Below are 20922 nucleotides of genomic sequence, written 5' to 3'. Positions count from 1 at the left end.
GGTGATCTCTCCTTAGGAAGCCTGCATGACAAACGCAACAGCCGCGGAAAGCCTTGCCCAGCGCTGCGTCTCCGCATCGAGCCGCTTCTTTCCCTCTGCCGTCAGCTGGTAGAACTTTGCCCGCCGGTTGTTTTCCGATGTGCCCCACTTCGCCGCGAGAAGCCCGCGCAGCTCCAGGCGATGCAGCGCCGGATACAGCGCGCCCTCTTCCACGCGCAGCACCTGCTGGGAAGTGTTGTGAATCCACTCGGCGACTGCGTATCCGTGTTGTGGGCCGCGTATCAGCGCTCGCAGCACGAGCATTTCGAGCGTGCCCTGGATGAGTTGTCCAGCGTCGGTATCTTTTTCCCTAAACATATTAGGGGTGAGAGTAGGGCGGAAGCCCACGGCATGTCAATAGACTTTTGTTTCCCGCCGGTAGAGAGACCGCTGTGACGGCTGCCATGGCGCTCGTTTACGCTTAATGGCATGTTCCCGTCCGCCTTGTCTTTGCGTGCCCTGCTCGCCTCTTTTCTTGTTCTCGGATCGTCCGCATTTGCGCGGGCCCAGAATGCTCCCGCGAACGCGCCGTCCGCCGCCGCGTCTTCCGGCCAGACGGCTGCCATGCCGCCCGCAAAGCCTCGCAAGAGCGAAGGCCCGCCGGCTCCCGTCACCCGCGCGGACATTCTGCGCGGGATGTACGGTCCTTATCGTGCAAACAACGACCTCATCTCCTATCACCTCGACATTCGCGTCGATCCCGATAAGCAGACGGTCAGCGGCAAGAACACCATCACCTTCCGCATGCTCTCGGACGGCAACCGCATCCAGCTCGACCTGCACCAGGCGATGAACGTCGACAAAATTTTGCTGGGCACGACGGAACTGAAGTACGAGCGTGATTCAGGCGCCGTCTTCATCGATTTCCCCGAGACGCTGCACCAGGGCGCGACCTACTCCATCGACTTCTATTACTCCGGCCATCCGCTCAAGACCGGCCGCTTCGGTGGATTCGTCTTCGACAAGGACCCTACCGGCAAGCCCTGGATTTATACCTCCTGTGAGGACGAGGGCGCGAGCCTCTGGTGGCCGAACAAAGATCAGTGGCGCGATGAGGTCGAGAACATGGAGATCAGTGTCGCGGTGCCGAACAACCTCGTCGATATCTCAAACGGCCGCATGCTCGGCCACAAGGATCTGGGCGACGGCTACACGCGCTGGGACTGGGTCGTCCACTACCCCATCAACAACTACGATGTGGCGCTGAACATCGGCGATTATCAGCACTTCGGCGAGCGCCTTGGCGGCCTTACGCTCGATTTCTACGCGCTCCCCGGCGATCTCGAAAAGGCACAGAAGCAGTTTGCGCAGTCGGGAGAAATGCTCAACGCCTACGCGCACTACTTCGGCCCTTATCCTTTCATTGAAGACGGCTATAAGCTCATCGAAGTGCCCTACTCCGGCATGGAGCACCAGAGCGCCGTTGCTTACGGCAATCACTTCGAGAATGGTTATCTTGGTAAGGATTGGACGGGTGTCGGCATCAGCCCGAAGTTCGACTTCATCATCATCCACGAGAGCGGCCACGAGTGGTTCGGCAATGCCGTTTCTGCGGCCGATCGCTCCGATATGTGGATCCATGAAGGATGGACGACGTACCTCGAGGCGCTCTATGTCGAATACCGCTGGGGACGCGACGATGCGATCCGCTACATCAACGGCATGAAGCCAAAGATCTTCAACGAGCGGCCCATCATCACCGAGCGCGGCGTCAATGGCAACCCCACAGAGGACCAGTACTTCAAGGGCGCGCTCATGCTCAACACGCTGCGCTCTGTTGTCGATAACGATGACAAGTGGTGGCCGCTGCTCTACAACTTCTTCCAGGAGTTCAAGTACCACAACATCATGACGGAAGATGTGGTGACGTACTTCAACCACGAGACCGGCATGAATCTCACTCCAATCTTCAACCAGTACCTGCGCCATGCCGACATCCCCACGCTTGAACTCTTCTTCGATCCTTCGCAGGGCACGGTCAGCTACAAATGGCGCGTCGACGAAGCAGACTTCGCCATGCCCATCCTCGTTGGCGAAAAGGGCAAGTGGCAGCGCATCACGCCCACCGAGCAGTGGCAGACGATGAAGACCTCGCTCACGAAGGATCAGTTCGATGTCGCGACCGATCTCTTCTATGTGAACGTCGCCAAGTACTGACGCATCGCTGGTAAAAAAAGAAGGGCCGTCTTCACGACGGCCCTTCTTCTGCGCAGAGTAGGTATTTACCAGTTGCGCGCCCAGCTATGGCGTTCGAGGATCGCGATCTGCTCCGGTGTAAGCGGAGGCAGATCGCTGATGGCACAGTTGCGCTCGGCATTGCGCGGCGAGCGCATTCCGGGAATCGTCGCCGTGACCGCAGGATGCGCCAGCGCAAACTGCAACGCGATGCGCGGCAGTTCCGCCAGCGTGATGCTCTCATCAGTCGCGTGCAGATCGTTCACGATTGCCGCGCAGCGCTCGGCAACCTCACGCTTGCGCTCCCCCTGAAAATAGCCTGTGCGGAAGTCGCCCTCGGGGAAAGCAGTCTCTGCGGTGATGGTGCCGGTGAGGCCGCCTTCGTCGAGCGGCACGCGCGCCAGCACGCCAACATTCCGCTCAAGGCATAGCGGAAACAGCCGCGTCACCGCGCGTTGGTCGAAGATGTTGTAGATCACCTGCACCGCATCCACCTGGCCGCTCTCGATCAGCGCGACGCCATTCTCCGGATTGCTGCGCAGGATCGAAATGCCGAAGGCGCGGATCTTGCCCTGCTCGCGCAGCCGCGCGATCGCTTCGAAGAGCGCATCGCGTTCGGCTGTGCTCGCGAGCCATGCATCATGCCAAAGATGCAGCTGCTGCAACTCCAATGTCTCGCGGCGCAGATTGCGCAGGCTCTCTTCCGTTGCGGCGATCACATGCTCCGGAGGAAAGGCCGCGGAGAGCGGCGTCTCCGGCGAGCGCGCATTCTGGAACCCGTTCTTCGGCGGAATCTTCGAGGCGACCATCACCTGCGCGTCCGGCTTTGCCGCCAGCGCCGCGCCGATCAGCCGCTCGCTATGCCCTTCGCCGTAAGAAAGCGCCGTGTCGATAAAGTTTAGTCCCAGGTCAAGTGCGCGATGGATGGCAGCCGTGCAGGTCGCGTCGTCCGCGCCATGCCAGCCGGTAACCGCGCCGCCCATGCCCCATGTGCCCAGTCCAATTCCGGAGATGCGCAGCCCGCTGCGCCCCAGCGTGCGCAGCTTCATCGCGATCCTCCCTCGGCCGCGTTGCCGCGCTTGCTCAATCGCAGGCGCTCCCAGCTCGCATCGGCTGTCCAGCCTCCGTCGACGACCAGTGTGTGCCCGTTCACGAAGCCGCTCCTACGGCTATCGGCGAGATACGCAATCGCCTGCGCAATGTCTTCCGGCGTTGCGAAGCGGCCCATCGGCACACGCTGCGAGATGTCCTCATCGGAGTAGCTGCCGCCTGCCTGGTCGGCCTCGTCCATCTCCGTCTTCACCCAGCCCGGACATACCGCATTCACGCGCACTCCACGTCCGCCCCACTCGGCAGCCAGCGTGCGCGTGAGCCCGATCAGCCCATGCTTCGATGCGTTGTACGCGGCGCGATCGCCAACACCGGCGATACCTGCGATCGAGGCTACATTCACGATCGACCCGCTGCCCGCATCGAGCATCTGCTCGCCGAATTCCTTCGCCAGTAGAAACGGCGCGACGAGGTTCACCTCGAGCACGCGCCGGTAGTCCGCGGCGGAGATCGTTTCTGCCGGTGCGATGTGGCTGATGCCGGCGTTGTTCACCAGTACATCCGCACGCCCGTAGCGCGTGAAGACGGCATCGACGAAGGCCTCGACCGTGGCTTCCTGCGTAATGTTGCCAAGGTAAAGCAGCACATCGCTCGAGAAGGCGTGCGCGGGTGCGTGCAGGTCGATGACCGCTATCCGATAGCCTTCAGCAGCCAGCAGATCGGCGGTGCGTCGGCCGATGCCCTGCGCGGCCCCGGTGATCACAGCAACAGGTTCGCTCATGCCACGATGCTATCGCGGCCGCGTGACGTTGTCGTTTACTCCACGCGCAATGCCTGCATCGGGTCCAGCCTGGAGGCGCGGGTGGCCGGCATCCACACTGCGGCCAGAGCCACCAGCGTTAAGATCACCGGCACAGTTACAAATACGGCTGGATCGTAGACCTTTACTCCGAAGAGGAAGCTGGCCAGCAGCCGTGTAAGGCCGAAGGCCGCGCCTACGCCGATCACGACGCCCGCCAGCGTCAGTCGCATGCCGTGCCACACCACCAGATTGCGGATACGCGCACGGTCCGCGCCCAGTGCCATGCGGATGCCCATCTCCTGCGTGCGCTGTTGCACCGAGTAGGCCATCAGGCCGTAGATGCCGATTGCCGCCAGCAGCAGCGCTGAAGTGCCGAAGATCGTCAGCAGCAGCATGTTAAAGTCCTCGCGCGCCGTCGATCGCACCACGACCTCATCCATCGTGCGCACCCGCGCCACCGGGAAGCCGCCGCTCGCCTGGCGCAGTTGTTCGACGATGGCCGAGGAAAGCTGGTGCGGATCTCCCTGCGTGCGCATCACCCATACAATCGGCCCGATGGTGGCGTTGAGCGCGGTCATGCCGTCCGTCACCTGTGCCTGTGGCACGATCATCATCGGGTCGGGATCGCGGTTCAGGCCATGGTCGTGAATATCGCCGACAATACCGATGATCTGTCGCGCTGGTTCTTCGAACTGCGGCCCCACACCCTTGCCAATGATGATCTGCTGGCCCACCGGGTTTTCCTTCTGCCAGAACTGCTTTGCCATCGCCTGGTTGATGAGCACCACGCCCGGTGCGTCAGCGGTGTCCTGATCGGTGAAGTCGCGCCCCCGCAGAATCGGTATCTTGAAGGTCGAAAAGTATCCGGGCGATGCGCTCATCCAGCCTCCGCCGCCGGTCTGCTGATCCTTGCCGAGCGGCCGCCCCACGACAATAAACGGCAGCCCGAAGCCGCCCTCGAGCGGCAGGCAGCAGGTCGAGGCCGATGCCTCGACGCCGGGGATCGCATTCACCCGCTCGCGCCCGTTGCGCACCAGCTGCGCGATCGCCGCCGTCTTCGAGAAGCGGTCGCCTGTCACCGACATCTCCATCGTCAGCACGTGATGCGTGTCGAAACCCGGCTGCACGCTGCGTGTCGCCACATAGGTGCGGATCAGCAGCGCTGCGCCGATCAGCAGCACCAGCGCCAGCGAGACCTCGCTCACCACCAGCAGCGAGCGCGCCACGCCCTGCCGGAAGCCAGTGCCTGAGCGGTTGCTGCTCTCCTTGAGCGTGGTGTTCAGATCGGGCCGGGCCGCGCCGATCGCTGGAAACAGCCCAAAGAGAATGCCTGTCAGCAGTGAGATGCCCAGCGTGAATGCCAGCACCCGCCAGTCGAGCCCGAGCTCCGAGCCGCCTTCACCCACGCGCGGCAGATCCGCCGGGCTGATGGCCAGCAGCGCGCGCACACCTACGTAGCCAAGGATGAGTCCCAGCACACCGCCTGCCGTCGCCAGCAGCACACTTTCTGTCAGCAGTTGAAGCACGATCCTGCCGCGCCCGGCGCCCATCGCCGCACGGATCGCAAACTCCCGCCTGCGCCCCGTGGCACGCACCAGCAGCAGGTTCGCCACGTTCGCGCAGGCGATCAGCAGCACAAAGCCCACCGCGCCCAGCAGGATGAACAGCGACGACCGCACTCCGCTCACAATCGTGTCCCGCAGCGGCTCGGCGGTAAAGGTGACCTGCGGCTCCATCGCGCCCGGATACCGCCGCCGGAACGTATCGGCGACCACCTTCAGCTGTGCGTTAACCTGCGCCAGCGTGATGCCCGGCTTCATCCGCGCCGAGGCCTGAAAGTAGTGCCCCTGGTTAGTGCTCTGCGGATCGAGCTGGAAGGGCACGAAAAGCTCCGCCTCAGGATCGGATTGGAAGCTCTGCCCCAGCACGCCCACCACCGTGTACGGCTCATTGCCCAGCGAAATCGACCGTCCCACGATCTGCGGATCGCCGCCATAGCGCTTCTGCCACAGCCCGTAGCTCAGCACCACCACCTTGCCGCCGTTCGGAGAGTCTTCCTGTGGTGTGAAGGTTCGTCCCAGCATCACCGGCGCGCCAAAGAGCCGGAAAAAGGCCTCGCTCGCGTGGATGCCGTGGACCTGCTCCGGATGGTCGCCCGTCAGGTTAAAGCCAGGTCCGCCGAAGTCGTAAGCGGCCATGTCCTGCAGCACTGAGCCGGTCTCCGTGCGCCACATGTTGTATTTTGTCGGCGAGGCGGCCCACCCGCTGCCGTCCGGCCCTTTCTGCATCATGTGCACAATGCGGTCGGAGTCCGGATAGGTGAGCGGCTTCAGCAGCACTGCGTTCACCACGCTGAAGATGGCGGTATTCGCCCCGATGCCCAGCGCCAGCGCGCCCACGGCCGCCAGGGCGAAGCCCGGACTCTTCACAAACATGCGGAGCGCGTGGCGGAGATCGCCAAGAAAAGTGCCCACAGGATCCACCTCGATGCAGACTATGTCGACAATCCGGCCCGGCGGCCGCGCAACGGCCTCTGTCCTCGTGCGTGCGCCTCTTGGCCTGACGATAGTACGCCCGCAGCGCAGCCCGCGTTCCGTCAGACGGAATCGGGCTGGAGCTGGTGAGCACTGTGTCTCAAAAAGAACGAGGGATAGCTCCATTCACAAAAAAGCGTGGAAAAGCGAGGATTCATCAAATATGATTTCTATGGAATTCAAATTTGGAGAGTATCGGTATGGCAGCATCCCTGGCTTTGCCGAATGTTCCTGGCTATCGCAGCGAAGTAGCGGCGGATCTTTCCGACCCAGCCGTGCGCCGCAGACTGAGCCCGGCCGCGGTCAAAGGCTTCCTCGCTATCGTTGAAAAATGGGCTCTGAAAGACCCCGAAGCCCGCGCCCTGCTTGGCGGAATCTCGACCGGCTCGTATTACAGCTGGAAGAAGGATGCGAAAACCCGCTCCCTGGCGCGCTCGCTCGATCAGGACATGCTTACACGTATTTCGATCCTGGTCGGCATCTTCAAGGCGCTCAACATCCTCTATAGCCGCAAGCTGGCCGACTCCTGGATCACGCTGCCGAATACGAACCCTATGTTCCGCGGTTCGACGCCTCTGGCCTACATCATTCAGCGGGGCCAGCCCGGCATGCTCCATGTGCGGCAGCTTCTCGACGCGCGGCGCGGCGGTCAGTAATGGCAGAAGCCATCCCCCTGCCTCTGCCTCCATTGTTACCCCCGGTCGATACCGTTCGCCTCCGTAATACGCATCGGCTCATCCCTTCAAAATTCAGCGAGAGCGGCTCCGTCCTCTCGCGGCTCTCCGACGATGACGCGGATATCGCCGATCTGTTGGAACTCGACAGCGCCACCAATGACCGTCTTCTCGGCGAGGAGGGTCTGCTGCCCGGCATCAGCGTGCTGGAGTTGGTCTATGGCGTCGACTACGCGCACATCGTCAACGCCGCCTTCACGCATGCTTCGCCCGACGGTGGCCGCTTCAATGGACCGGACCGTGGCGCCTGGTACGCGGGTCTCACCCGGGAGACCTCGCTTGCCGAGGTCGGCTTCCATAAGCTGCGCCAGCTGGAAGAGGTGAACTGGCCCGAGCCCGAGGTCTCCACCTTCGATGACTATCTGGCCGATTTCTCGATGCCGGCGTACGACCTCACCGGCGGTCAGCCGGCGGTACAGAAGTATCTCGAGAAGGAGCCGATCCCGGAGTGCTATGCCGAGCCGCAACGCCTGGCGGACACACTCCTCGCGCAGGGCGGAAACGGCATCCTGTACCCTAGCGCACGGCTTTCGCGCGGAACCTGTGTGGTCTGTTTTCGTCCCGCGCTCGTCTATCACGTGCGGCGTGGAGCGCGTCTGGAACTCACACTGCGCGCCGGTGAGAAATTTTCACCCCGACAGGCGCGGGAAATCACTCCGGAAGACTAGCGGGACGCATTTTGTGGGCTATCTGTTGTGTGGTGGTTACCATTTACGTTTTGACATCATTAGGTGGTTGCTTTATCACAACAAGAGCGATTTCCGGTGACGCGTGGAATACCACGAAAGTGGTGCATCATAGTTATCAGGAAATACCAGAGCGCAAAGTGATTAACACTTCTGCCGGCACATCCTCCGGTGCAACCCACGCTGCGGATGAGCTCACTTCCGCGCTTCTCCATGGATAGATAAGAAGACCGGCCAGACCGAAGAGCCGGAACCCCACATTGCCCAGTGGAGTAAAAAACGCATGATCTCCCCCGAACGTGGTTTGCGCGATTCGCGCTATGCTTCGTTTTTCTGTGTCCTGGCAGGTGCTCTCTTGTGGTTGGCCTCTGTCCCGCTTGTTCTCTCCCACAGCCTGCGCTGGGCCGGAGCGCTGAGTTTCGTCTGCGGCCTCGTGTTCATTTTGCGCTGGCAGATTGCCTGTGGCCCCAGGATCGCCGTCAAGTGGTCGGCTCCCCCGGCCGGAATTTCGGTCCGCGAGTAGAGACGGCTTCTCGATCGAGAAGCCGTGTCCTCAAGCGACAGGACTACCGGGAATAAAAACTGTAATTTGCAGAGTAAGAGATAGGCATCGTACCGCTGCTGCAAGCTGCGGTGGGTGCCTTTCCTCCCTTTGTCTCCGTCCTTCGGATCCACGCCACGGTGGCCAACTGGCCTGATCCCGAGCCGGGCACGGCTTCCAGCAGCAGCCAGGGAACGGAATCCGCATCCGGCGAAGCTTGCGAGCCCACTGCCTTGCCCTTCACTTCACTGCCATCCGTCAGCTTCCATGTGGGTCCGGCAAAGTGTGTGCCGATCTGCGTTCCATGCGCATCGAGGAGCTTGGCATCCGGCGCCTTCAGCGTCCAGTGCCCATCGACGCAGGTATACACCTGCGAGCCTTCACCATGCGCGCTGAGCACGAGATGCGCTCCCTCTGGAACATCGATCGAAGCAGACGCGGGGGACTGTGCCAGGGCCTGGCCTGCGCAGACAAATGCGCACAGGGCCAGAAGCGTGCGGTGAGCGGACATCGGAAAGCCTCCACGGTGAAACTGAGAGCCACACCTCATACAAACGGCTTCAGTCTATACCCCTGTCATCACAGGACTGTGAGCGCTGGATGCGTCGCCATAAGCGTTCTAAGAAAATCCACCGCCGCTCTCCGCATACAATCACCCGCATGTGTGCTCAGGCTGCAAAGAAGACAGCGCGGAAAAAGTCCGCTGCGCAATCGGAAGCAAAGGCTCCGGCCGTACCCTATCTCCGCGAAGCGGGGATGAAGTTCCTGCGCGACTTGAAACGCAATAACCGTCGCGAGTGGTTTGAGGCGCGCCGCGATCTTTACGAGCAGGAGCTGAAGCAGCCCATGCTCGCGCTCATCGAACGGCTCACCAGCGGCATGATGGACTACGCGCCGGGCCACATCCGCCCCGCGCACAAAAGCCTCTTCCGCATCTATCGCGATACACGTTTCTCCTCGGACAAGACGCCGTACAAGACGCATGTCGCCGCCTGGTGGTCGCGCGACGGACTCGAGAAGGTGTCCGGCGGGGGCTACTACGTGCAGATCTCACAGGAGAGCGTGCTGATCGCAGCCGGCGTCTATCTGCCACAGAAGGAGCAGCTCTTCGCCATTCGCACGCATCTGCTCACGCATCATGAGCGCTTCCGCGAACTCATCGAGGACAAGAAACTGCGGCGCTCTCTCGATGTGTACGAGTCGCTGCCGCTTACACGTTCGCCGAAAGGTTTCCCCGCCGAACATCCTGGCCTCGAGTGGATTCGCTGGCGGCAATGGGGCGTCGCGGTCGAACTGCCCGCTGCGGCAGCCTTCGAACCGAATCTGTCGAAGGTGATCGAGAAGCACTTTCGCCTCGCTACGCCTCTGGTCGACTTCCTCAACGAGCCTCTGCTGGCGGCAGCGCAGCCGAAGCGAAAACCACTCTTCGGCTTCTCCTAGAACAGAGAAGGAAGAGGGAATGGAATCGCTCGCGCCCGCTGTTTATCGCATGTTTCGCAACCTTCGCGCCGGGCGCGCGTTCGTATCGGACAAGGTGTTTTTTACAAAATCGGTTACGAAAGGCGTCAAAATCGGGCAAAAACTGCAAAATGCAGCCAAAAACCCACAAAAACCTGTGGAAACCGGGGTTTTGCTGTTGACAACGCCCCCGGAAAAGCCGCAAGGTTAACGGCGGTAGGTCTCTCGGACCCGCATAAACAAAGGACGAACGCAGTTCCGGCGAGCGGGGATGGAGATCGGCAAGGCGTTTGGAGAGCGCGCAAAAACCTCTCCACTCGCGATTAAAGAAATCTGAGGAGGAAACACAATGGCAGCAGCTCTTACCAAGACCGCGCTCGTCCGCCTGCTGGCGGAGAAGCTCGAACTGACCAACAAGCAGGCGGCGGCCTTCCTGGATCTGCTCGCGGAGACCGCGGTTAAGGAGACCAAGAAGAACGGCGTGTTCGTGATCCCCGGTCTCGGCCGTCTCGTCAAGGCTGAGCGCAAGGCTCGCATCGGCCGCAACCCGCAGACCGGTGAGCAGATCAAGATCAAGGCAAAGACCGTGGTGAAGTTCCGCGTGGCCAAGGCCGCCAAGGACACCATCGCTCCGCCGAAGAAGTAGTTTTTGCATTGCAGGCAGCCGCCGCCTGAAAAAAACACGACGCGGCAATCAACTAATTAGGGAGAGGGAGACGGATCTGAGGCCCGTCTCCCTTTTTTCATGCTTTGCGGACGAACAGCGCACGCACCACCAGCGAAAGCCCGAAGCACACCAGGAGTGCCTGGGTCAGCAGCTGTGCGTTGTAGCGCCATGCCAGCGCCAGGAAAGCCAGCGCCATCGCGAGATAGAAGCTCTCTGCCACAGCAGCCTGTGGCCATGCCGGATGCAGCGCTGAGGCCTCCAGGCGCGCCCTAAGGCTCGGTAGGAAGCGCGGCACACGCGCACGGTAGTCCAGGTAAGCCTGTCCCTGCTGCTCGGCGAGGTAGGGTTCTTCGCGCAGGATCAGCCGCAGCACCTGCACCAGGCTCAGCACGATGAATACGAGTGCGCCGCTCGCAGGCATCAGGATGGCGACGCCTGCACCAAAGAGCCATGCTCCAAAGTAAAGCGGATTGCGCACGTGGCGATATGGACCGCCGGCGACCACGGCGCGCGCATGCATCGTCGCCGACTGCACAACAGAGCCCCCGAGGTAAGCCGTGCCCCACAGGCGAAACGCCGCACCCGCCAGCAGGCATACCAGTGCTGCCAGCGTCACGGTCAGCGACGCGGCCTCAAGCGGCATCACGCGGCCCAGCTCACCGGAGAGTTCGAGCCACGCCGTGGTCGCGTGCCCTGCTTCACGCCCATAGCGCAGCCATGGCGCCCAAAAGCCGAGGACATAGATCAAAAATCCGATCCAGATACGAAAGCGAAATTCGAAGCCGGTTGCTTTCATGCGTGCGATTCTCTCGCTTTCGTCGTCGCTGCGATTCCGGATTCTCCTGCGCCCACCTGCTTCTGCAGAGACCTATTGCGGCGGAGGATAGTACGGCAGCTTATCGTTCCGCTGCTCTGCCTTCTTCACCGTTACATCGTCGAAGAGCACGGGGGGCGCAATTACGGAGCTCGGAATATCGCCAAAGGTGTTCGCGACATACGGATTATTGCCTACCGCCAGAATGCCCGAGCGCAGCAGCCGCAGGTCCACGTCGCCCAGCTGCGCGCCGCGCACCAGCTCACGTGAGCCGTCCGCCACTTTGATGCGATAGAGGGTGCGTGGCCGTTCCGTGCCGCTGAGCGTATCGACGAGATACACCGAGTCGAGTCCCTGGTCCTTGCCCATCGCCACCAGTTTTTTTTCGAGCTCATCTGGCGCAACGGTCTCGGATGACTCGACGTGCAGCACGCCCACACGCGGCGCGGCAGCGCCTGCTGTGGCCGCGCGCGCATGTCCGTTCGACACAGCGAAATCGCGGATCGGCTCACGTCCCATCAGGTAGCTCTGCAGGCGGCCGCTATCCACGACTGTCACCGCCTGTGCAGGCACGCCTTCATCGTCAACCGCATATGCGCCCAGCAGCGGCTTGCCGTCGAAGCTCGCGAGTGAGGGATCGTCAGTCACCTTCATAAAGTCCGGCAGCACGCGCGTGTGATAACTCGAAGCGAATGGCCCAACCGTGCGCGCCGAAGATCCAAGCTCCGGCCGATGCGCTGCAAGCGCCCGCGCGAACAGCTCGTCGAAGACATGCGCCGAAGCATTGCCTGAGAGCAGTACCGGCCCGTGATACTCGTCCGCTATTACCGGAGCCTGCCGCAGGTCGTTCAGTCCGGTCAGCATGCGCACGATGCCGTTATGGAAATGCTCCGCGGTGCCGAGATCGGCATTCGTCTCGCCGCTCACGCTGTATGAGCGCTCGAGGCGCATGCCGTCGGTCGCCTGTGCCTGCGCCTGCACCTCGGCGCGATACTCCACGCCGCTCTTGCGCACGATCGTGCCTTCGGTGTTCACCAGATATTCCGTGCGCAGACGCGATTGCAGCGAGCCTTCGCTGGTCTGGACCTCCGCGGCAAAGGCTTTCGTCTTCGCGTCGCTCTGGTAAAGGCCCGTAGCCTCTACTGTAAGCTGCTTCCACGCTTCGCGATCGAGATCGGAGTGCGCCAGTGCCGCGATGGAAACCACCGGCTTTTCGTGCGAGAAGTCATCGGCCTGCGGCGGAGTCTGCACGGACTTCAGGGTGGCTTGCTTGGCCGTCAGGTTATTGAGCGCATTCTTGTACGCCGCATCGGTCGCCGCCCACAGCGCGTAGCGCAAGGCCATCGGATCGTTATCGAGCGCCGCGATCTGTAGAGACGCATCTCCACGCTCGCCCGAGGAGTCGAACTTGTAATCGCCGACTCGCACCGTCACACGCGCCACGCGGCGATGTGTCTCATGCTCTCCGACCAGCGCGCCGTAGCCCGCAGTCGCCTCGTACTGCGTCACGTCGTCGATGCGATATTCGATGAAATATGGTTTGTCGAAGCTCTGTAACTGAAGTTGTGACGCATTGCGATGAAGTTCCGCGAGCATCGCGGCCAGCACCGGGTCCTTCTGGGCATCGGCGGCATTGGAGGAGGGCTGCGGTACCTGTGCTGATGCGAAAACCGGCAGCGCAAGCGTTGCACCAAGCAGGCCATATGTAAGTGTCCGGATCATTACCGCACCTCCTGCGTGGTGGCGGCGGAAGGAGCCGAGGAGGCTGCAGTCGGCGGTGGCAGAATCGGCGGTCGTGCCGTGCCCTGTTGCTGGCGCTGTGTCTCGATCTCGCTCACCAGCATGGCCGGCGCAATGGCTGAGACCGGAATGCTGCCTGACTCGGCGCCGCAATCGCCGTTGAAGATCTCCGGATGATTGCCCGTGGCTACGATGCGCGTGAGCGCGGCCTGCGGCGTGCCCACGATACTTACGCCGCGCACCAGCTCATCCGGACGTCCGTCGGTATACACGCGATACACCACCAGCGGAATCACCTGAAAGGCCTGCGGTGCGGCGCGGTTTGTCACCGCGAAGCCCGAAGAGATGTCGTCGAAGTAGAGGCCGTAAGGCTTGTTCTGCTTCTTCGCTTCCTCGATCAGCATCTGCCGCAGCTCCTTGTCCGAGACCGTCTTCGTCGAGGTCACGATCAGGTTGCCCTGTCGTCCCGTAGGCATCAGCCCGATCTGCGCGCGCCCGTGGCCGTTCGAATTGGCGAAGCTGGCGATGGGAAGACGCGACATCAGGAAGGTCTTCAGCACGCCGTCCTGGATGAGCGCCACCCGCTCCGCGCGCTGTCCTTCATCGTCATAGGTGTAATAGCCGCTCAGGTAGGTGCCATCGAAGGTCGCCATCGTGGGATCGTCCGCGACCGACAAAAACGGCGGCAGGATCGGTTTGCCGATGTCCTTGGTGAAGGTCTGTCCCTCCTGGTCGCCGCGCTGCCGCTGGCCTTCCAGTCGATGTCCCAGCACTTCGTGGAAGAACACCGCCGCTGCACGTCCCGAGAGCAACGCTGGCCCATCGTAGGGCTGCGTCACCGGAGCCTTGCGCAGGTCCTCGAGGCTTGCGCCAAGCTTACGGATCGCAGATTCGAGCTCCTTCTGCGACGGCAGATCCGCAACCGTGCGCGCTTCGAAGGTCTGCGCACGGAAGAGATCCATGCCGTCATCGGCGCGTGTGCTGGCAAACACGATGACGCGCGCCAGCTGATGCGGCGTCACCACCTTCGCGCCATCGGAGGAAACGAAGTATCCCGTCTCGTTCTGTGCCGTCAGCATCACGATGTTCGAGTACACATGCGGATATTCGCGGAAGATCGCCGAGAGTGCCCGCATCCGCTCGCTCCATGCAGCGCGGTCCACCGTCAGCGACGGGGCCGGAGAAGTGAGCTCGGTCTGCGCCGCGTCTTTCGAGAAGTCCGGAGACTTGTCCTCCTCGGCTGCGCGCACACCGGTCTCTGTCTTCACCTGCAGATAAGTCTGGAGCGCCTTGCCGTAGCCCGCATTCGTTGCGTACCAGAGCGACCGCGCCAGCGCGATCTTGTCGTCGGCCAGCGGCAACGGCACCGTGGTGATCGCAGACGAGCGGTACTGCCCGTGGGTGTTGTCGAGCGACGGGCTGCCGACGCGGATCACTACATCGACCACGCGGTTGTGCTCGGCATCGTCGCCCAGCAGTGCGCCCTGCTGCGCCGTGATCGACACACTCGAAACATCGTGCGCGTCATAGCTCAGGAAGTACGGTGCAGGCTGCGTGCCGTCATCCGTCTTACCCGGCGTGCTCGTCCCCAGGCCCGTCACTGCCCGATGCAGCTCCGTGGTCATGGCGTCGAGCAGGGGCGAATCCGGTGGCGGTGCAGGGGCAGCCGGCGCCGCAAACAGCGGCGAGGCAAGCAGAAGCGTGGAGGCGAGAGCAACAGGCGGGAGCAGACGGCGCGAACGAAGCAGCATGCGGAAAGATGCCCAACACAGACCGGGTCAGAGATGGGCCTGAGTGTCGCCAGTGTACTTGCCCGCATACACCAAAGCAAAGTGCATTCCCCGCGCCCATCCGGCAGGCTCTATGCTGGCGTTATGCCGAGCTTCCCCACCGTCTATACCCTCCCGCCGGACAAGCTGCTCAAGGCCGAAGCACTTGGCCACGCCCGCACCCTCGCGCACTTCGGCGGCACCGCGTGGACGCTCATTGCTCTCTGGCTGCTGGTGCAGTCCGGCCTGGGGGCGCGCATCGCTGGCTGGGCTGCTCGCATCACGCCGCGCCGCTGGCTGCAGGGGATTCTCGTCGCACCGCTATGGCTCCTCGTGCTCACCGCGCTCGATCTACCGGCATCGCTCTACCTCCACCTCCAGTACCGGCTCTACGGCATCTCGGTGGAGAGCTGGCAGCTCTGGCTCAGCGACTTCGCCAAATCCACCGCGCTCACGCTCATTGTCGGTACGGCCGCGCTCGCTGTGCTCTATGCGCTGTTTCGCAAATCGCCGCGGCGCTGGTGGCTCTGGTTCTGGATCCTCGCCATCCCCTGCGAAATCGCAGCTGTCTTCGTCGTGCCCATCACGATCGATCCACTCTTCGATCACTTCTCGCCGCTCGCGCAAAACAACCCTGCGCTCGTTCGCTCGCTCGGCCGCGTTGTGCAGCGTGGCGGCCTCCAGATCCCGCCTTCGCGCATGTTCGTCATGGATGCCAGCCGCAAGGTCGCCGCGCCCAACGCCTACGTCACCGGCTTCGGAGCGTCGAAGCGCATCGTTGTCTGGGATACCTCGCTCACCATGGAGACGCCCGACGAGATCCTCTCCATGTATGCGCATGAGCAGGGGCATTACGTCCTGCACCACATCTATCTCGGCATGCTCTACTCGTTCGCCGTCATGCTGGTGTTCTTCTGGATCGGTGCGCGTCTGCTGGCCTGGGCAAGCGCACGATTCGGCGCGCGCTGGCGCATCCGCTCGCTCGATGACTGGTCATCGCTCGGCCTGTTGTTCCTCGCCATGTCCTTGTTGGGATTTGTAGCGGAGCCGGTTGCAAATGCCTTCAGCCGATGGGAAGAGCACGCCGCGGACGTCTATGGGCAGGAGGCTCTGCATGGCATTGTCGCCGATCCGCAGGCTGTCACCGCGGAGAGCTTCCAGCGTCTGGGTGAGCTATGGCTCGAAGACCCGGCTCCGAATCCCCTTGTCGGCTGGTGGACGGACAGCCATCCATCCGTCGCTGAGCGGGTGCGCTTTGCCGCGCACTACGATCCCTGGCAGCCCGGCAGCCACCCGCGCTACTTTCCGCCCTCGCCGTAGCGTAGGGATGCTGCCGCGTGGCATGCTGGTGTCCATGGACTGCATCTTCTGCAAAATTGCGGCGGGAGAAATTCCGTCGAAGCAGCTCTACTCGGATGAGGCGGTCTACGCCTTCGCCGACATCGACCCCAAGGCGCCTTTTCACGCGCTCATCATTCCGCGCGAGCACCTCACGTCGCTGGCTGATGCCGCGGAGCATCACAAGGCCGTGCTGGGGCATATGCATTACACGGCAGCCGAGCTTGCCCGCAAGCACGGCCTCGACAACGGCTATCGCGTTGTCATCAACACCGGTGCCGATGGCGGCCAGACTGTCTCGCACCTGCATCTGCACCTGTTGGGTGGGCGGCTCATGGCCTGGCCCCCAGGCTAGAATTCAACTCGCTGCATACACGGGCGGAGGCTCGAGCGTCGACGATTTCTCCGCCCACATCAGCGATTGCCGGTAGATATCGCTTAGCATCTCCTCGCGTAGGCCCAGGCTCGCGCATTCTTTCAGGCAGTACATCCAGTCCGTATCGCGATAATGCTCGAAGAGCCGTAGCGCAGTGCCCGCGGGATGCGGATCGCCGCGCAGTGCCGCGCGCAATTCCCGCCGCAGCGGCAGCTCCAGCAGCAAATCCTCCACTGGCTGATCCAGCAGCACATCCATCAGCGAGAGCAATCCCAGCAGATACTGCTCGGCTGGGTCCTCATGCGTCCACTCCGCCATCATCTCCAGGAACTGCGCGCGGTGCAGCACCTGGATCAGCAGCTCCGAGCAGCGGTTGCGGCAGCTCTCCGTCGCGATCGCGTTGATCAGCAGCTTGCGGAACTGGTCTTCGCCGGCCAGCATCAGCGCGTCCTCTAGTGACCGTACCTCTCGGTTCACACCGTATCCTGCCGAGTTCACCAGTTGCAGCAGCTGATAGCTCAGCGAGACCTCCGAGCGCAGCAGCAGCGCAATGCGCGAGATGTGGAAGTCTCCCTGACAGAGCGCCGAAAGCAGGTAAAGGTAATTCGCGCCGTTGGTCGGCATGCGCCGCTTGGAGAACATCGTCGGGCGGCAGAAAAAGTAGCCCTGGAAGAGCGAGAAACCTTCGTCCAGCGCGGAGGAAAACTGCGCCTGGGTCTCGATCTTCTCTGCCAGCATCGTGACATTAAGTCCCTTCAACGATGCGAAAATGTGCCGCCGCTCGCGCGCATCGGAAAGAGTGAAATCCACCTTGATGAAATCCGCCAGCGCGATCAGCCCGTGCATTCCCTCGCTCATGCGAAAGTCATCGAGAGCCAGCCGGTAGCCCATCGCTTTATACCGCATGCAGGCCTCCAGCACCTGGCGGTCCCCCGGCACGGTCTCCAGAATCTCCAGTACAGTCGTGCGTGGCAGCAGTGTCACCAGCCCGTTCACCAGGGACTCATGCGTGCAGTTCACAAACGCTGGCGTGCCATGGGTCAGGTCGTGAAAGCCATAAAGCGCGCCATCGGCGATCATCTTCCGCGTAGCGTCGTTCAGGTCGCCGGAGAAAGAGTTCGCCCACCCCGAGCGGAAGAGAAGTTCGTAGCCGAAGACGCGTCGTTCACGGTCAAGAATCGACTGCCGCGCTACGAAACGGCGCGTGGTTCCCGCGTCCGTGCTGCTGTCCAGGCCCGCGTTCAGGCCCGGTACCTTCAAGGGCGTCGCTCGCACGGCTGCCGTCTGCTCCTCACGATCCTGCTGCCTGCGCCAGATGGAACTCAGAATTCCAAGATGCATATCACCCTGCGTTTCCAAAGCAAGAGACTCCGAAGCAGTAATGCTCAGTGGCTGTATCGGCAGCGGCAGCCGGCTCTTCTCGCTAACAGCATCGCTCTACCGGTGACCTCGGTGCCGTGATGTATGTCAACGGCACCCTGAGGCGCTGGCATCATGGCCGAAAACGCGACACTTGACATTTCTATAAGAAGTACACTACATAGGGTAGCCATGCTGGAACTTCGCCACCTCGCCAAACGCTACGGAGGCATCACCGCCGTCGAAGATGTCAGCTTCACCGCCCACCCCGGCCGCGTCACCGGCTATCTCGGTGCCAATGGATCGGGCAAATCCACCACGATGAAGATCGTCACCGGCCTGCTTGCGCCGAGCAGCGGCCATGTGCTGTTTGCGGGCAGGCCCATTGAGGAAGATATTCGTGGCTGGCGTGCACGCTTCGGCTACGTGCCCGAAGAGCCGCATCTCTACACCCACTTAAGTGGCCTCGAGTATCTGGTGATGGTGGGACAGCTGCGAGGACTCACCGGCCGTCGCGGAGCCGAGCGCATCGATGGACTACTGCGCTTGCTCAATCTTCATGGCGACCGTCACGTGACCATCTCGTCTTATTCGAAGGGCATGCGGCAGAAGATCCTGCTCGCCTCGGCATTGCTGCACAATCCCGAGGTCGTACTGCTCGATGAGCCGTTCTCCGGCCTCGATATCGGCTCGGCGCTCATCCTGCGTCACCTCATCGCGGAGCTCGCCGCAAGGGGCAAGACGGTCCTCTTCAGCTCGCATGAGCTCGACACCGTCGAGCGCATCGCGACGCACATCGTCATCCTGCATCGCGGCCGCATCGTTGCGGACGACTCCATCGCCAACCTGCGCTCGCTGATGCAGCGCTCCTCGCTCGAGGAGATCTTCTCCGAGCTCGCCGTCGAGCAGGACACCGCCGCAGTCGCGCGGCAGCTCGTGGACCTCATTCATGCCTGACACTCCCATGCCTGCCTCGCCCTTCCGCGTGCTCTTTCGGGTCTTCTACGAGCGCTCCATCGCCGTCGAATCGCTCTCCGCCACCGGCGACTCTCAGCGCATGATGGGCCAGCTCGCATCCATCCTGCTCACGCTAAGCATGCTGCTTACCGTCGAGATCATGTTCGTGCCGCGGGTGCCGGATCCATCCTTTCTCTGGAAGACCCAGCACATGCTGCTGTCTCTGAATCTGCTCGTCGCGGGGCTGCTGGCCGTCTTCCAGTGGGAGGCCGCGCTGCCCGACCGCAGCGACCTGCTGATCCTCATGCCGCTGCCCGTGCGCACGCGGATTCTCTTTCAGGCCAGGCTCGCCGCGCTTGCTACCGTGGCGGGCATCGCCTGCTTCATGCTGAACATGCTCACCGGCATCGGCTGGCCTTTTCTCTTTACGCCGATCAGTTCGGGCTTTCTCGGGATACTGCGCTCTTTTGCCGCGTACTGGCTCAGCATGGCTCTCGTCTCGTTCTTCCCTATGTGCGCGGTCATCGCCGTGCAGGGGCTCGCCGCGCTGCTGCTGCCCTGGCAGATCTTCCTGCGAGCCTCGTCACTGCTGCAAAGCGCCGCATTCGTGCTCGTCGTCGGATCGTTCCTCTTCGAGCCCTCGCTCTCTGATCCCGCGCGACAGCCCGCGCTGCTCTGGTTTCCGTCGTGGTGGTTCTTCGGCTTCTATCAGGAGATCAACGGTTCGGCGCAGCCGTGGTCGCACGCGCTGGCCCTGCGCGGCGCAGTGGCGATCGTCGGAGCCCTGCTCCTTGCGGTCCTTGCGCTGCTGGTGTCCTATCTTCGTACGTCCCGCCGCACGCTTGAGCAGCCGGATCTCCTCCCGTTGCGTCTCCCCACGTGGCTCAACGCCGGACAGCGCGACAGGCATCCTGCATCGTTGCGGGGCGGACTGGCCTTTGCCCTTACGCGCTTCACCTGGCGGAGCCTGCTGCGTAGCCGCCAGCATCGCATCCTGCTTTGTGCCTGCGTGGGCATCGGGCTTGCGGCCATGGGAGGCATGGTCTTCAACCCCTTCGCGACGCATGGGCCTACGCTGCTGCAGGCTGCCTCGCAGCTCGCGCAGCCGATGCTTGCGATCGGCATCCTGCTCGTTGCGTTGATGGCCGCAGGCGTGCGCGTCGTTGCATCTCTGCCTATTCTGCTGCGCGCCAACTGGCTCTTCCGCGTCGCGGAGACGCAGCATATCGATGCCTTCCGCCACGCCGTGCGTGTTGCCTTGTTTGTCGTGGGAGTGCTGCCGCCTCTACTGCTGCTGGCCGCGCTCTTTCTTGCGAAGAGCCCATCGTGGAGAGCTGCCGGCTACCTGCTGTTGCTTGCAGCCGAGGGCGCACTGCTCGTCGAGTTCGGTGTAGCCGCCACGCTGAAGATTCCCTTCACCTGTGCATGGCGTCCGGGCAAAGTACAGCTGGCCTTTGCCGCATGGGCCGTCGGCCTGCTCTCGCTCATCTGCGCGCTGTGGCTGGCGGGGTGGGAGTCGGAGGCGCTGCAGGCGATGCCACGCTTTCTGGGAGCGCTCGGCATCGCCGGACTCGCATGGCTTGCAGTGAATCGCATCTCCGCGCTCACCCGCCCATCCACGGAGGAGGTAGCCTTCACTGACGAAGAGCCGGAACCGATGGTCTCGCTCCGCCTCAGCGGCGGAGCCTGACCGTCACTGAGGCTTCATGCACAAACAGCAAATCTCTGGGTGGCCCATTCAAGCCCAAAGTTGGCTTGAGGAGGTTCAAAAAACTCCACCCGACAAAATCTGTCATCCCGACCGAAGCGACCGAAGTGAGCGCAGTGGAGGGACCTGCGGTCTGCCCACATCCGTACCATGCAGATCGCGACCAAAAGGAGCG

General features: G+C 62.4%; 19 protein-coding genes. 10 read left to right on the top strand and 9 right to left on the bottom strand.

Annotation, left to right across the window (positions count from 1 at the left end; translation table 11 throughout):
- Positions 1–12: 12 nt before the first annotated feature.
- Positions 13–357, bottom strand: a complete 345-nt coding sequence (locus QM649_RS07185) for a PadR family transcriptional regulator (RefSeq protein ID WP_415198341.1) — start codon at positions 355–357, stop codon at positions 13–15.
- Positions 358–483: 126 nt separating this feature from the next.
- On the opposite strand from QM649_RS07185, the gene QM649_RS07180 reads away from it, so the two are divergent.
- The gene (locus QM649_RS07180; protein ID WP_415198340.1) at positions 484–2196 is read left to right on the top strand and encodes a M1 family metallopeptidase; all 1713 of its coding nucleotides are present in this window, start codon (positions 484–486) and stop codon (positions 2194–2196) included.
- A gap of 65 nt (positions 2197–2261) precedes the next feature.
- Here the strand turns inward: QM649_RS07180 and QM649_RS07175 are convergent, their stop codons facing one another.
- The 3 genes from QM649_RS07175 to QM649_RS07165 are packed head-to-tail and all read right to left on the bottom strand — an operon-like array spanning position 2262 to position 6540.
- The gene (locus QM649_RS07175) at positions 2262–3263 is read right to left on the bottom strand and encodes an aldo/keto reductase (protein WP_415198339.1); all 1002 of its coding nucleotides are present in this window, start codon (positions 3261–3263) and stop codon (positions 2262–2264) included.
- Entirely contained in the window at positions 3260–4045 is a 786-nt protein-coding gene (locus QM649_RS07170) for an SDR family NAD(P)-dependent oxidoreductase (protein WP_415198338.1), read from the bottom strand. The genes QM649_RS07175 and QM649_RS07170 overlap by 4 nt, the downstream gene beginning before the upstream one ends.
- 35 nt (positions 4046–4080) lie before the next feature.
- Entirely contained in the window at positions 4081–6540 is a 2460-nt protein-coding gene (locus QM649_RS07165; RefSeq protein WP_415198337.1) for an ABC transporter permease, read from the bottom strand.
- A gap of 260 nt (positions 6541–6800) precedes the next feature.
- Here QM649_RS07165 and QM649_RS07160 point away from each other — a divergent pair, with 260 nt between their 5' ends.
- Together QM649_RS07160 and QM649_RS07155 are read left to right on the top strand one after the other, a co-directional pair.
- Positions 6801–7256 carry an antitoxin Xre/MbcA/ParS toxin-binding domain-containing protein gene (locus QM649_RS07160; RefSeq protein ID WP_415198336.1) on the top strand — a complete coding sequence of 152 codons (456 nt, stop codon included), beginning with the start codon at positions 6801–6803 and terminating at the stop codon, positions 7254–7256.
- Positions 7256–8002: an RES family NAD+ phosphorylase gene (locus QM649_RS07155; protein WP_415198335.1), complete on the top strand. Its 747-nt coding sequence runs from the start codon at positions 7256–7258 to the stop codon at positions 8000–8002. Before QM649_RS07160 ends, QM649_RS07155 begins: the two co-directional genes overlap by 1 nt.
- Positions 8003–8586: 584 nt before the next feature.
- Here the strand turns inward: QM649_RS07155 and QM649_RS07150 are convergent.
- Complete coding sequence (locus tag QM649_RS07150; RefSeq protein WP_415198334.1) at positions 8587–9072, bottom strand: DUF3455 domain-containing protein; 486 nt, start codon at positions 9070–9072, stop codon at positions 8587–8589.
- Positions 9073–9221: 149 nt separating this feature from the next.
- Here QM649_RS07150 and QM649_RS07145 point away from each other — a divergent pair, with 149 nt between their 5' ends.
- From QM649_RS07145 to QM649_RS07135, 3 genes are all read left to right on the top strand, one after another.
- Complete coding sequence (locus tag QM649_RS07145) at positions 9222–10001, top strand: DUF2461 domain-containing protein (RefSeq protein WP_415198333.1); 780 nt, start codon at positions 9222–9224, stop codon at positions 9999–10001.
- A 19-nt stretch (positions 10002–10020) separates the two neighbouring features.
- Positions 10021–10230: a hypothetical protein gene (locus tag QM649_RS07140; protein WP_415198332.1), complete on the top strand. Its 210-nt coding sequence runs from the start codon at positions 10021–10023 to the stop codon at positions 10228–10230.
- A gap of 138 nt (positions 10231–10368) precedes the next feature.
- A complete protein-coding gene (locus tag QM649_RS07135; RefSeq protein ID WP_415198331.1) occupies positions 10369–10665 on the top strand; it encodes an HU family DNA-binding protein in 297 nt (98 codons plus the stop codon).
- A 97-nt stretch (positions 10666–10762) separates the two neighbouring features.
- Here QM649_RS07135 and QM649_RS07130 read toward each other — a convergent pair whose 3' ends face one another.
- The 3 genes from QM649_RS07130 to QM649_RS07120 all read right to left on the bottom strand — a co-directional run bounded on the left by QM649_RS07130 (position 10763) and on the right by QM649_RS07120 (position 14991).
- The gene (locus QM649_RS07130; RefSeq protein ID WP_415198330.1) at positions 10763–11482 is read right to left on the bottom strand and encodes a methyltransferase family protein; all 720 of its coding nucleotides are present in this window, start codon (positions 11480–11482) and stop codon (positions 10763–10765) included.
- Positions 11483–11554: 72 nt separating this feature from the next.
- Complete coding sequence (locus QM649_RS07125; RefSeq protein WP_415198329.1) at positions 11555–13222, bottom strand: metallopeptidase TldD-related protein; 1668 nt, start codon at positions 13220–13222, stop codon at positions 11555–11557.
- The gene (locus QM649_RS07120; RefSeq protein ID WP_415198328.1) at positions 13222–14991 is read right to left on the bottom strand and encodes a TldD/PmbA family protein; all 1770 of its coding nucleotides are present in this window, start codon (positions 14989–14991) and stop codon (positions 13222–13224) included. Before QM649_RS07120 ends, QM649_RS07125 begins: the two co-directional genes overlap by 1 nt.
- A gap of 123 nt (positions 14992–15114) precedes the next feature.
- On the opposite strand from QM649_RS07120, the gene QM649_RS07115 reads away from it, so the two are divergent.
- Positions 15115–16329, top strand: a complete 1215-nt coding sequence (locus QM649_RS07115) for a M48 family metallopeptidase (protein WP_415198327.1) — start codon at positions 15115–15117, stop codon at positions 16327–16329.
- 22 nt (positions 16330–16351) lie between these two features.
- A complete protein-coding gene (locus QM649_RS07110; RefSeq protein WP_415198326.1) occupies positions 16352–16702 on the top strand; it encodes a histidine triad nucleotide-binding protein in 351 nt (116 codons plus the stop codon).
- Positions 16703–16705: 3 nt separating this feature from the next.
- Here QM649_RS07110 and QM649_RS07105 read toward each other — a convergent pair whose 3' ends face one another.
- Complete coding sequence (locus QM649_RS07105; RefSeq protein ID WP_415198325.1) at positions 16706–18064, bottom strand: EAL and HDOD domain-containing protein; 1359 nt, start codon at positions 18062–18064, stop codon at positions 16706–16708.
- Positions 18065–18274: 210 nt separating this feature from the next.
- Between QM649_RS07105 and QM649_RS07100 the strand changes: the two genes are divergently transcribed.
- Positions 18275–19039, top strand: a complete 765-nt coding sequence (locus QM649_RS07100; RefSeq protein WP_415198324.1) for an ABC transporter ATP-binding protein — start codon at positions 18275–18277, stop codon at positions 19037–19039.
- Positions 19032–20729: a hypothetical protein gene (locus QM649_RS07095; RefSeq protein WP_415198323.1), complete on the top strand. Its 1698-nt coding sequence runs from the start codon at positions 19032–19034 to the stop codon at positions 20727–20729. The genes QM649_RS07100 and QM649_RS07095 overlap by 8 nt, the downstream gene beginning before the upstream one ends.
- Positions 20730–20922 lie beyond the last annotated feature (193 nt).

Origin of the sequence: Silvibacterium sp. (assembly GCF_047605705.1) — a bacterium.
In the GTDB taxonomy this organism is placed as follows: Bacteria; Acidobacteriota; Terriglobia; order Terriglobales; family Acidobacteriaceae; genus Silvibacterium.
This window is presented reverse-complemented; position numbering and strand designations above follow the sequence as displayed.